Source organism: Streptomyces sp. NPDC018610, from assembly GCF_044391765.1.
Classification (GTDB): Bacteria; Actinomycetota; Actinomycetes; order Streptomycetales; family Streptomycetaceae; genus Streptomyces.
The window spans coordinates 1-13,899 of sequence record NZ_JBISAL010000022.1 but is presented as its reverse complement, the minus strand read 5'-3'; the positions used below and the strand labels follow the sequence as shown (position 1 = coordinate 13,899).

At 72.6% G+C, this 13,899-nt stretch carries 1 protein-coding gene and 1 pseudogene; both read left to right on the top strand.

Annotated features, from left to right (window positions below; translation table 11 throughout):
* Positions 1-10,671: pseudogene (locus ACH5A8_RS34485) on the top strand (SDR family NAD(P)-dependent oxidoreductase); the annotation flags it as partial.
* A 62-nt stretch (positions 10,672-10,733) separates the two neighbouring features.
* The coding region (locus ACH5A8_RS34480) for a type I polyketide synthase (RefSeq protein WP_399007942.1) at positions 10,734-13,899 on the top strand (3,166 nt) is incomplete at its 3' end.

Below are 13,899 nucleotides of genomic sequence, written 5' to 3'. Positions count from 1 at the left end.
GACGGGTCTGCGGTTGCCGGCCACTCTTGTCTTCGACCACCCGACGCCGTTGGCTCTGGCGAGGCATCTCCACGACGAACTCTTCGGCACGGACGACCAGTCCGAGAGCACCGCCCTCACGCCGGTACCCCAGGGCTTGGACCCGCACGGCGATCCGATCGTGATCGTGGGGATCGGCTGCCGGTACCCGGGCGGAGTGCGCTCCGCCGAAGACCTGTGGCGGATGGTGGCCGACGGCCGCGAGGGCATCGACGGATTCCCCGTGGATCGCGGTTGGGACGTGGAGGATCTGTACGACCGGGATCCGGACCGTGCGGGTAAGAGCTATGTCCGGGAGGGCGGCTTCCTGCATGACGCCGCCGACTTCGACCCCGAGTTCTTCGGGATATCGCCGCGTGAGGCGTTGGCGATGGATCCGCAGCAGCGTTTGCTTCTGGAGACGTCGTGGGAGGCGTTCGAGCGGGCCGGTATTGATCCGGCCGCGGTGCGGGGCAGTCGTACGGGTGTCTTCGCGGGCGTGATGTACAACGACTACGGGTCGCGGCTGGAGGCTGTGCCGGAGGGGTTCGAGGGCTATCTCGGCAATGGCAGTGCCGGCAGTGTCGCCTCGGGGCGTGTCTCGTACACCTTCGGCCTCGAAGGCCCGGCGGTGACGGTGGACACGGCGTGTTCGTCGTCGCTGGTCGCGCTGCATCTGGCGGCGCAGGCGCTGCGCAACGGCGAGTGCACCCTGGCCCTGGCGGGCGGGGTGACGGTGATGTCGACCCCGAGGACGTTCGTGGAGTTCAGCCGGCAGCGCGGGCTGTCGCCGGACGGCCGCTGCAAGTCCTTCTCCGACGAGGCCGACGGCACGGGCTGGGCCGAGGGTGTGGGCATGCTGCTGCTGGAGCGGTTGTCGGACGCGCGGCGTAACGGGCATCCGGTGCTGGCGGTGGTGCGTGGCTCGGCGGTGAACCAGGACGGGGCCAGCAACGGCCTCACCGCCCCCAATGGTCCGTCGCAGCAGCGGGTGATCCGGGCTGCCCTGGCGAGTGCGGGTCTCGCCGCGTCCGATGTGGACGCGGTGGAGGCGCATGGCACGGGGACGACGCTGGGTGACCCGATCGAGGCGCAGGCTTTGCTCGCCACCTACGGTCAGGATCGCGAAGAGCCGTTGTGGCTGGGGTCGTTGAAGTCGAACATCGGGCACGCGCAGGCCGCTGCGGGGGTCGCGGGTGTGATCAAGATGGTGGAGGCGATGCGGCACGGTGTGCTGCCCCGGACTCTCCATGCGGAGACGCCGTCGTCGAAGATCGACTGGTCGGCGGGTGCGGTGGAGCTGCTGACCGAGGCGCGGGAGTGGGTGCGGTCGGGTGATCGTCCGCGTCGGGCGGGGGTGTCGTCGTTCGGTGTGAGCGGTACGAACGCGCACGTCATCCTGGAGCAGGCTCCGGAGACCGAGCCCGTCGAGGAGGCTGGGCCGGTGGAGCCGGTGGAGCCGGTGGAGCCGGTGGCGGTGCCGTGGTTGCTGTCCGCCCGGAGTGCGGATGCGCTGCGTGAGCAGGCGGCCAGGCTGCGGGCCCACGTCGAGAGCGGCGTCGACCTGTCGCCGGTGAACGTCGGCTGGACCCTGGCGAACCGGGCGCAGTTCGAGCACCGGGCTGTCGTCGTCGGGAAGAGCCGTGACGAGCTGATCACTTCTCTGGGCGACGTGAACCCGGGGACTGTCGGTTCTGGTGGCCGGACGGTGTTCGTGTTCCCCGGTCAGGGCTCGCAGTGGGCCGGTATGGGCGCGGAACTTCTCGACACCGCGCCGGCATTCGCTGACACGATCGCTGAATGCGGCGAGGCGCTGGCGGAGTTCGTGGACTGGGACCTTGAAGCCGTGCTGCGGGGGGCGACGGGTGCTCCGTCGTTGGAGCGGGTGGATGTGGTGCAGCCGGTTTCGTGGGCGGTGATGGTGTCGCTGGCGGCGTTGTGGCGCTCCTATGGTGTGGAGCCGTCGGCGGTGGTGGGGCATTCGCAGGGTGAGATAGCGGCTGCGTGCGTGGCCGGGGCTCTTTCGCTGCGTGATGGTGCCCGTGTGGTGGCGTTGCGGTCGCAGGCGATCGCAGCCGGTCTGGCCGGTCACGGCGGCATGGTCTCCCTGGCCCTGGACGCCGAGACGGCGGCCGCACGGATCACCGCCTGGGACGGCCGTATCGAGATCGCCGCGCTCAACGGGCCGACGTCGGTCGTCGTCGCCGGTGAGCCGCAGGCCCTGGACGAGCTGATCGCGTCCTGTGAGGCGGAGGAGATCCGGGCCCGCCAGATCCCGGTGGACTACGCCTCCCACACCTCGCACGTGGAGCGCATCGAGGAGAAGCTGGCCGACGTGCTGGCCGAGGTGCGCCCGCAGCCGTCCGGCATTCCGTTCTTCTCCACCGTGATCGGTGACTGGGCGGACACGACGGCTCTGGACGCGGGTTACTGGTACCGGAACCTGCGGCGGACCGTCCGCTTCGAGGAGTCGGTGCGTGCTCTGGCCGCTCAGGATCATGCCGTGTTCGTCGAGGTGTCGGCGCACCCCGTCCTGGCGATGAGCATCCAGGACACCGCCGAGGAAGCGGTCGTCACCGGCACGCTGCGCCGTGAGGACGGCGGCCTGGACCGCTTCCTCACCTCCGCCGGTGAGCTGTGGACGCACGGCATCGACGTGGACTGGACGCAGGCCTTCACCGGCACCGGCGCCCACCACACCGACCTGCCCACTTACCCCTTCCAGCAGCGGCGTTACTGGCTGGACGCGCCGGCCCTGACGGCTAGGAGAGCGGACGATCCTGCGGACGAGCGGTTCTGGGAGGTTGTGGAGAGCGGGGATCTGGAGTCGCTGGCGTCGGTGCTGGGCGTCTCGCCGGACGTGCCGTTGAGCGAGGCGCTGCCGACGCTCTCCTCGTGGCGCCGGCAGCGGCGCGACGAGGCCCGACTGGACCGGTGGCGCTACGGCGTCGCCTGGAAGAGGGTTCCGGAGCGGCCGGAGGCGGCTGCCACGGGCGGAACCTGGCTGCTGGTGGTGCCCGCGGGGGCCGACGAGGACACCTGGGTGGGCGCTGCTCGGCGGGCGCTGACCGAAGGCGGCGAGACGGTGATTCCCCTCACCTGGGACGCGGCGGACGGGAAGCGCGAGCAACTCGGCGACCGCGTAAGGGAAGTGGGCGCCGTCGACGGCGTACTGTCGCTGCTCGCCCTGGACGAGGCGCCGCACCCGCGGCACCCGGAGGTGCCCCTGGGTGTCGCCGGCAGCCTTCAGCTGGTGCAGGCGCTGGGTGATGCCGGCGTGGACGCGCCGCTGTGGCTGGCCACGCGCGGTGCGGTGTCGGCCGGGGAGTCGGACCGGACGGTGGTCCGTGAGGTCCAGGCGCAGGTCTGGGGCCTGGGCCGGGCCGTCGGCCTGGAGCATCCGCAGCGGTGGGGCGGCCTGATCGATCTGCCGCAGGCGCCCGAGGACCGTGCGCTCGCACGGCTGCGCGGGGTGCTGGCGGCGGCCGCGGGCGGCGCGGAGGACCAGCTCGCGGTGCGTGCCGACGGCGTGTTCGCGAGGCGACTGCGACGTGCGCCGGTCACCGGAAATGGTGCTGTACGAGAGTGGAAGCCGCAGGGTACGGTCTTGATCACCGGGGGAACTGGTGCGCTGGGCGGGCGAGTTGCCCGTTGGCTGGCGTGCCGGGGAGCCGAGCATCTCGTGCTGGTCAGTCGGCGCGGTGCGCGGGCGCCGGGTGCCGAGGAGCTTCGTGCGGAGCTGGCCGGGATCGGCGCGCGGGTGACGGTCGCGGCCTGCGACGTCACGGACCGCGCGGCGCTCGCGGAACTGCTGGAGCGGCTGCGGGCGGACGGGGCGCCGGTGCGTTCCGTGGTGCACACGGCCGGTGTGGCGCCGTACGCGAGTCTCGCCGAGACGGATCTCACCGTGCTGTCCGAGGTGGCGTCGGGGAAGGTGACCGGCGCTGTCCATCTGGACGAGTTGCTGGCGGACGACGATCTGGACGCCTTCGTTCTGTTCTCGTCGAGTGCCGGCGTCTGGGGCGCGGGTGGCCAGGGCGCCTACGGCGCGGCCAACGCGCACCTCGACGCGCTCGCGCAGCGGCGCCGCTCCCTCGGTCTTCCGGCGACATCGGTCGCCTGGGGAGCTTGGGCGGAGTCGGGGATGCTGACGGACAACGGGGCAGAGGAGCACATGAGTCGGCGCGGAGTGCTGGCGATGGACCCGGAGTTGGCGCTGGAGGCGCTTCAGCAGGCCCTGGACCGTGACGAGACCTGCACGGTGGTCGCGGACGTGGACTGGGCGAGGTTCGCTCCGCAGTTCGCCGCGGCCCGCCCCCGGCCGCTGCTCGACGACCTGCCGGAGGCCCGGCAGGCGCTGGAGGGGAGTGCGCGGGACGGGTCCGCGGACGGTGCCGGTGGTGCCGACGGGACAGGTGCGGCGCTGGCCGAGCGGCTCGCGGGGATGACAGCGGTGGAACGCGATCGCACCCTGCTCGACCTGGTCCGTTCCCAGGCGGCGGCCGTGCTGCGGCACGACGGCGTCGACGGCGTGGGCGAGGAGCGGGCGTTCAAGGAGCTGGGCTTCGACTCGCTGACCGCGGTCGAGTTGCGCAACCGGCTGCAGAAGGCCACCGGGTTGCGGCTGTCCACCGCGCTGGTCTTCGACCACCCCACTCCGGCCGACCTGGCGGGGCACCTGCGGGACCGGCTGGCCGGCGCCGACGGCGGCGGCTCCGGGTCCGCGCTCACGGAGCTGGACCGCCTGGAGGCGGCGGTGATCTCGCTGTCCCCGTCGGACGAGGACCTGCGGACCACGCTCACCTCGCGGCTGAGCGTGCTGCTGTCGCGGCTGGGCGGCACCCCGGAGAGCGTCCCGGCGGGCGGCGCCGCGGGGGACCGGGCGGCGGACACGGGCGTCGAGGAACAGCTCGGCGCGGCGAGCGACAACGAGATATTCGACTTCATCAACCGGGAGTTCGGTAAGTCATGACCGCGAACGAGGAAAAACTCCGCGAATATCTCAAGTGGGTCACCACTGATCTGCACAAGACGCGCGCCCGTCTGCAGGAGCACGAGGACGCGGAGCGCGAGCCGATCGCCGTCGTGGCCGTCAACTGCCGGTTCGGCGGGGGCGCCGACTCGCCGGAGGAGCTGTGGAGGCTGCTCGTGGACGGTGTGGACACCGTCTCGGCGTTCCCCGGCGACCGCGGCTGGGACATCGACCACCTCTACGACCCCGACGGCACGTCGGGCCGTACGGGCACGACGTACGTCAACGAGGGCAGCTTCGTCCGTGACGCCGCCGACTTCGACGCGGGCTTCTTCGGGATCGCACCGCGCGAGGCGCTGGCGATGGACCCGCAGCAGCGGCTGTTCCTGGAGGCGTGCTGGGGGCTGATCGAGCGGGCCGGCATCGACCCGTCGTCGCTCAAGGGCAGCCAGACGGGCGTGTTCGTCGGCGGCGCCCCCTCCCACTACGGCCCGGCCGCGGGAAGCGTGACCGACGACGTCGCCGGTTACGTCGTCACCGGCGGTTCCGGCGCGGTTCTCTCCGGCCGGCTGTCGTACTTCCTGGGCCTGGAAGGGCCGGCGGTGACGGTGGACACGGCGTGCTCGTCGTCGCTGGTCGCCCTGCACCAGGCGGTGCACGCGCTGCGCCGCCGGGAGTGCTCCATGGCGGTCGCCGGCGGCGTGTCCGTGATGTCCACGCCGGTCGCGTTCGTGGAGTTCAGCCGGCAGCGGGGCCTGGCGGCGGACGGGCGTTCCAAGGCGTTCTCCGACGACGCCGACGGCATGGGCTGGGGCGAGGGCGTCGGCGTCCTCCTGCTGGAGCGGCTGTCCGACGCGCGCCGCAACGGGCACCCGGTACTGGCGGTCGTACGCGGCTCGGCCGTCAACCAGGACGGGGCCAGCAACGGCCTCACCGCCCCCAACGGGCCCTCCCAGCAGCGCGTCATCCGCGCCGCCCTCGCCGACGCGCGGATCTCGCCGGCGGACGTCGACGCCGTGGAGGCCCACGGCACCGGCACGTCCCTGGGCGACCCGATCGAGGCGGAGGCGCTGCTGGCCACCTACGGGCAGGTGCGCCCCGAGGGGCGGCCGCTGCTGCTGGGCTCGCTGAAGTCCAACATCGGTCACACGCAGGCCGCCGCGGGCGCCGCCGGCGTCATCAAGATGGTCCTGGCCATGCACCACGGGGTGCTGCCGAGGACCCTGCACGTCACCGAGCCGTCGTCCAAGGTGGACTGGTCGGCGGGCGAGGTGGAGCTGCTGACCGAGGCACGCGAGTGGCCGAGGGCGGACGACCGGCCGCGCCGGGCGGGGGTCTCCTCGTTCGGCGTGAGCGGCACCAACGCCCACGTCATCCTGGAACAGGCCCCGCCGGAGCAGCCGGAGCAGCGGGAGGGGACGGGGGAGTCGGAGCCCGCCGCGGCCGCCGGACCGGTGGCGCCGTCCCTCGTGCCCTGGGTGCTCTCCGCACGCGGCGCCGACGCCCTGCGCGCCCAGGCCGGCCGCCTGCTCGCGCACCTCGAAGCACTCCCCGAACCGTCCCCCGCCGACGTCGGCTGGTCGCTCGCCACCGGCCGTGCCTCCCTCGAGGACCGCGCGGTGGTGACGGGTGACTCGACCGCCCGGCTCATCAGCGGTCTGCGGGCGCTGGCGCGCGGCGAGGAAGCCCCGGGCGTGCTGTCGGGACCGGCCGGGGCCGGCGGCGCCGGCCGGGTCGTGTTCGTCTTCCCGGGCCAGGGATCACAGTGGGCCGGCATGGCCCGCGAACTGTGGGACGCCTCCCCCGTCTTCGCGGCCCGCATGGACGAGTGCGCGCGCCTCCTGGGCGACCTGGTCGACTGGAAGCTGCGCGACGCGCTCGGCGACGAGGAGGCCCTGGCCCGGGTGGACGTCGTCCAGCCCGCGCTCTTCGCGATGATGGTCTCCCTGACCGAGGTGTGGCGTTCGTACGGCATCGAACCGGCGGCCGTCGTGGGGCACTCCCAGGGCGAGGTGGCCGCCGCGTGCGTGGCCGGCGTGCTGTCCCTGGAGGACGCCATCCGCGTCGTCGCGCTGCGCAGCCGCGCCCTGCGGGCGCTGGCCGGCACCGGCGGCATGCTGTCGATCGTCGCCTCCGAGGAGTGGGTGCGCGAACGCACCGAGCCCTTCGGCGACCGGATATCGATCGCCGCGGTCAACGGCCCGAACACCGTGGTCGTCTCCGGCGACCCGGACGCCCTGGGGGAACTCGGCCTCCTCCTCGCCCAGGCCGGTGTCATGCGGTGGAACGTGCCCGGCGTCGACTTCTCCGCCCACTCCGCCCACGTCGAGCCGCTCGAGCCCCAGCTGGCGGAGATCCTCGCCGGCGTCGAACAGCGGCCCGCCGAGGTGCCGTTCTACTCCACCGTGACCGCCGCCCCGCTGGACACCGCCGCACTCGACACGGGCTACTGGTACCGAAACCTGCGGGCCCCGGTGCGGTTCGAGGAGACCGTCCGCGCCCTGGACGCCGCGGGACACGACGTGTTCGTCGAGGTGAGCCCCCATCCCATTCTCACCATGGGCGTCCTGGAGACACTCGAGAGCCGGGAACGCGCCACCACGCCCGCCGTGGTGAGCACCCTGCGCCGCGACGACGGCGGACTCGACCGGATGGTGACCTCTCTGGCCGAGGTGTGGGTCCAGGGCGTGCACGTGGACTGGGCGCGCGTCTTCGCCGGGACCGGCGCCGGCCGCGTGGAACTGCCGACGTACGCCTTCCGGCGGCACCGCTACTGGCTGGACAGCGGCGCCGGCGCCACCGGAGCGCTGCCGCGCCTCGGTCTCACCGCCGCCGACCATCCCCTGCTCGGAACGGCCCTGGACCTGCCCGACGGCGGCGCCGTCCTCACCGGCCGCCTGTCGCCGGCCGAGCAGCCGTGGCTCGCGGAGCACGCCGTCGGTGACGTCGTCCTCCTTCCGGGCGCCGCCTTCGTCGAACTGGCCACCCGGGCCGGCGACGAGGTCGACTGCGGACTCCTGGAGGAACTGACGCTCCACGCCCCGCTGATCCTGCCCGGCACGACCGCGGTGGCCCTGCGCGTCGGCGTCGGCGCGGCCGACGAGCTCGGCCGGCGCGAGCTGAGCATCCACTCCCGGCCGGACGGCACACCGGGCTCCGCCGCGGACGCCGCTGCCTGGACCTGCCACGCCACCGGCGTCCTGGCCGCCGACGCCGGCATCCCGGACTGGGACCTGACGGTCTGGCCCCCGGCCGGCGCCACCCCGGTCGACTGCGCCGACGTCTACGACGACTTCGCCGCCGCCGGATACCACTACGGCCCCCTGTTCCAGGGCCTGCGCACGGCCTGGCGGCGCGGCGACGAGACATTCGCCGAGGTCGCACTGGACCAGGACCGGCCCACCGACGCCGACCGCCACGGCCTGCACCCGGCGCTGCTCGACGCCGCCCTGCACGCCGTGGGGCTCGGCATCCTGCGGCGGGCCGCGGACCGCTCCGACACCGCACCGCAGCCCAGGCTGCCCTTCGCCTGGCGCGCGGTCACCCTGCACGCCACCGGTGCGACGGCCCTGCGGGTCGCGGTCACCCCGGCGGCCGGCACCGACGCCGTCACCCTGCGCCTGGCCGACGGCGCAGGCCGCCCCGTGGCCACCGTGGGCGACCTGGTCATGCGCCCCGTCGACACCGGCCGACTGCGGGAGACGGCCCGCGCCCGGGACCGGGCGCACGACTCCCTGTTCCACGTCGCCTGGACGGCCCGCGACCTGAGCGCCACCGCGCACCGGCCCGCGACCTGGTCCATCGTCGGCGGCGACACCCTGGGCGCGGCCGACGCGCTCGCCGAGGCCGCCGATCTCGCCGTCAAGCCCTTCGCGGACCTGACCTCCCTCGCCGACGGCGACACCCTGCCGCCGTTCGTGCTGGCCGACGGCACCTCGGAGCCGGGCGACACGCCCGAGACCGTACGCGGCACGCTGACCCGCGCCCTTGAGCTGGTGCGGGAGTGGCTGGCGGACGAGCGGTTCCTGTCGTCGCGGTTGGTGCTGGTGACGTGTGGGGCGGTGGCGGCTGGTCCTGAGGAGGGTGTCGCTGATCTGGGTGGGGCCGCGGTGTGGGGGTTGCTGCGGTCGGCCCAGACGGAGAATCCGGGGCGGTTCGTGCTGGTGGACACCGATGGTGCGCCGGTGTCGTGGCAGGTGTTGCCCGGTGCTCTGGAGTGGGCGGTGGAACGGGACGAGCCGCAGCTCGTGGTGCGTTCCGGCGAGGTGAGCGTCCCGCGCCTCCGGCCGCTCCGCGAGACCACGGCGGCGCCGCAAGGACCGGACTGGGGCGCGGGCACGGTCCTGGTGACCGGCGCGACGGGCACCCTGGGCGGTCTGGTGGCCCGGCATCTCGTGCGGGTGCACGGGGTGCGGCGGTTGTTGCTGCTGAGCCGTAGCGGGCTTGGGGCCGCGGGTGCGGTGGAGTTGCGGGACGAGCTGGTCGGTGCGGGTGCCGAGGTGTCGGTGGTGGCGTGTGACGTCGCCGACTGTGCCGCGCTGGCGGAGGTGCTGGAGGGGATTCCGGCCGACTTCCCGTTGACGGGTGTGGTGCATACGGCGGGTGTGCTGGACGACGGAGTGGTGTCGTCCCTGACCCCGGAACGGCTGGAGACGGTGCTGCGTCCCAAGCTCGACGGCGCCTGGAACCTGCACGAGCTGACCCGTGGCCTGGACCTGTCGGCGTTCGTGCTGTTCTCCTCGGCCTCCGCCGCCTTCGGCAGCCTCGGCCAGGCCAACTACGCGGCGGCCAACGCCTTCCTCGACGCGCTCGCGGCGGCCCGGCACACCCAGGGCCTGCCCGGCTTGTCGCTGGGCTGGGGATTCTGGGCCCAGGTCACCGGCCTGACCGACGGGCTCACCGAGACGGACGTCCGTCGCCTCACCCGCGCCGGCATGAGTCCGCTGCCCACCGGCGAGGCGCTCGAACTCCTCGACACCGCGCAGCGCTCGGACCAGGCCGCGCTGCTGCCCATCCGGTTCGACCGCGCCGCCCTCGACCGCCCCACCACGCCGGACGCCGTGCCGGTGATGATGCGTGACCTGGTCCGCGTCCCCGCCCGGCGCACCGCGGCGGCCGGAACCGCGACGGCGGAGAACGAGACGGCGTTCAAGCACCGGCTCGCCGCGCTCGACGCGCCCGAACGCCGCAAGATACTCATGGAGTTGGTGCGCACGCAGGCTGCCGCTATCCTCGGCCACACGACGATCTCCGCCGTGGATCCGATCCGTGGATTCGTGGAGCTCGGCTTCGACTCGCTCATGGCGGTGGAGTTCCGCAACCGCCTGGCCACGGCGACCGGCCTGCGCCTGCCCGTCACCCTCGTCTTCGACTACCCGAACCCCGAGGCCCTCGCGGCCCACCTCGATGCTGAGCTCCCGCTCGGCACAGCCGGCGACGCGACACGGGCGGCGGCCACCGTGTCCGAGGAACTCGACAGGTTGGAGAACCTGTTGGACGCGCTCGCCGCAGACGAGGTCAAGCGCATGGAAGTGATGGTGCGGATGAAGTCCCTCGTCGCGCGGCTGGGCGACGCGACCGCGGACCGGCCGTCCCACGACGACGGCGAGAACGACGACCTCGCGTCGGCGACCGACGACGAACTGTTCAGCGCCCTGGAGAACGAGCTGAGGAAATCCTGACCGACCGGCCCGCCAGCCTGGCCGTTTTCCATCGCACGCACGTCACGGGGAGCTGATGCCGCATGTCCAACGAGGAAAAACTCCGTTCCTACCTCAAACTGGCGACCACCGACCTCCGCCAGGCCCGCCGCCGGCTCGAGGAACTGGAGGCCAAGGACTCCGAGCCCATCGCGATCGTGGGCATGGGCTGCCGCTACCCCGGCGGCATCACCGCACCCGAACACCTCTGGGACCTGGTGGCCTCGGGCGGCGACGCGGTCACCGCATTCCCCGCCGACCGCGGCTGGGACGTGGAGGACCTGTACGACCCGGACCCGGACCGTGCGGGCAAGAGTTATGTCCGGGAGGGCGGTTTCCTCCACGACGCCGCCGGCTTCGACCCCGAGTTCTTCGGCATGTCCCCCCGCGAGGCGCTCGCGACCGACCCGCAGCAGCGGCTCCTCCTGGAGACCTCCTGGGAGGCGCTGGAGCGCGCCGGCATCGACCCGAAGCACCTGCGGGGCAGCCGTACGGGTGTCTTCGTGGGCGTCATGTACAACGACTACGCGGCCCGCATGCACAAGGCTCCCGAAGGCTTCGAGGGCCAGGTCGGCAACGGCAGTGCCGGCAGTATCGCCTCCGGCCGCATCTCCTACACCTTCGGCCTCGAAGGCCCGGCGGTGACGGTCGACACCGCGTGCTCGTCCTCGCTGGTCGCGCTGCATCTGGCGGTGCAGTCCCTGCGCCAGGGCGAGTGCACGCTCGCCCTGGCCGGAGGCGTCGCGATCATGGCGTCCCCGACCATCTTCGTGGAGTTCAGCCGGCAGCGCGGGCTGTCGCCGGACGGCCGCTGCAAGTCCTTCTCCGACGACGCGGACGGCACGGGCTGGGCCGAGGGTGTGGGCATGCTGCTGCTGGAGCGGTTGTCGGACGCGCGGCGCAACGGGCGTCCGGTGCTGGCGGTGGTGCGCGGCTCGGCGGTGAACCAGGACGGTGCCAGCAGCGGCTTGACCGTTCCGAACGGTCCCTCGCAGCAGCGCGTCATCCGGGCTGCCTTGGTGAACGCGCGGCTTGCGACGTCGGATGTGGACGCGGTGGAGGCGCACGGTACGGGGACGACGCTGGGTGATCCGATCGAGGCGCAGGCGCTGCTCGCCACCTACGGGCAGGACCGCGACCGGCCCCTGTGGCTCGGTTCTTTGAAGTCGAACATCGGGCATGCGCAGGCCGCCGCGGGCGTCGCGGGTGTGATCAAGATGGTGGAGGCGATGCGGCACGGCACGCTGCCCCGGACTCTCCATGTGGAGACGCCGTCGTCGAAGATCGACTGGTCGGCGGGTGCGGTGGAGCTGCTGACGGAGGCGCGGGAGTGGGTGCGGTCGGGTGATCGTCCGCGTCGGGCCGGTGTCTCCTCCTTCGGTGTGAGCGGTACGAACGCGCACGTCATCCTGGAGCAGGCCCCGGAGACCGAGCCCGTCGAGGGGGCTGGGCCGGCGGTTCCGGTGGAGCCGGTGGCGGTGCCGTGGTTGCTGTCCGCCCGGAGTGCGGATGCGCTGCGTGAGCAGGCGGTCAGGCTGCGGGCCCACGTCGAGAGCAGCGCCGACGTCTCGCCGGTGAACGTGGGCTGGACGTTGCTGACGGGTCGGTCGCAGCTGGAGCACCGCGCTGTTGTGGTGGGCCGCAATCGGGAGGAACTCCTCGCGGGACTGGGTGACGTGAACCCGGGGGCTGTCGGTTCTGGTGGCCGGACGGTGTTCGTGTTCCCCGGTCAGGGTTCGCAGTGGGCCGGTATGGGCGCCGAACTCCTCGACACCGCGCCGGCATTCGCTGACACGATCGCTGATTGCGGGCGGGCTTTGGCGGAGTTCGTGGACTGGGATCTCGAAGCCGTGCTGCGGGGGGCCCCGGACGCTCCGTCGTTGGAGCGGGTGGATGTGGTCCAGCCGGTTTCGTGGGCGGTGATGGTGTCGCTGGCGGCGTTGTGGCGCTCCTATGATGTGGAGCCGTCGGCGGTGGTGGGGCATTCGCAGGGTGAGATAGCGGCTGCGTGCGTGGCCGGGGCTCTTTCGCTCCAGGATGGTGCCCGGGTGGTGGCGTTGCGGTCGCAGGCGATCGCAGCCGGTCTGGCCGGTGACGGCGGCATGGTGTCGCTGGCCTTGGATGCCGAGACGGCGGCTGCCCGGATCACCGCCTGGGACGGCCGTATCGAGATCGCCGCGCTGAACGGGCCGACGTCGGTCGTCGTGGCGGGTGAGCCGCAGGCTCTGGACGAGCTGATCGCGTCCTGTGAGGCGGAGGAGATCCGGGCCCGCCGGGTCCCGGTGGACTACGCCTCCCACACCTCGCACGTGGAGCGCATCGAGGGGGAGCTGGCCAGGGTCCTGGCCGAGGTGCGCCCGCAGCCGTCCGGCATTCCGTTCTTCTCCACCGTGACCGGTGACTGGGCGGACACGACGGCTCTGGACGCCGGCTACTGGTACCGGAACCTGCGGCGGACCGTCCGCTTCGAGGAGTCGGTGCGTGCTCTGGCCGCTCAGGATCATGCCGTTTTCGTCGAGGTGTCGGCGCATCCGGTGCTGGCGATGGGTATCCAGGACACGGTCGAGGAAGCGGTCGTCACCGGCACGCTGCGGCGTGAGGACGGTGGCCTGGACCGTTTCCTCACCTCCGCCGGTGAGCTGTGGACGCGTGGTGTCGACGTGGACTGGTCGCAGGCCTTCGCCGGCACCGGCGCCCACCACACCGACCTGCCTACTTACCCCTTCCAGCAGCGGCGTTACTGGCTGGACGCGCCGGCCCCGACGGCTAGGAGAGCGGACGATCCTGCGGACGAGCGGTTCTGGGAGGTTGTGGAGAGCGGGGATCTGGAGTCGCTGGCGTCGGTGCTGGGCGTCTCGCCGGACGTGCCGTTGAGTGAGGCGCTGCCGACGCTTTCCTCGTGGCGCCGTCGGCAGCGTGACGAGGCCCGGCTGAACGACTGGCAGTACCGGGTGTCGTGGAAGCCGGTGTCGGTGTCGTCGGCGGGGGTTGTGTCGGGTGCGTGGTTGGTGGTGGTGCCTGCGGGGCTGATGGAGGACGCGTGGGTGTCGGCTGTGGTGGCGGGGCTGGAGGGGCGGGGCGTTCGGGTCGTGCTGTTCCCGGTGGGTGGGGGTGTGGGTCGTGTGGAGTTGGCGGGGGCTTTTGGGGGTGTGGGGGTTCTGGCTGGTGTGGTGTCGTTGCTGGCGTTGGACGAGGCTGCGCATGGTGTGG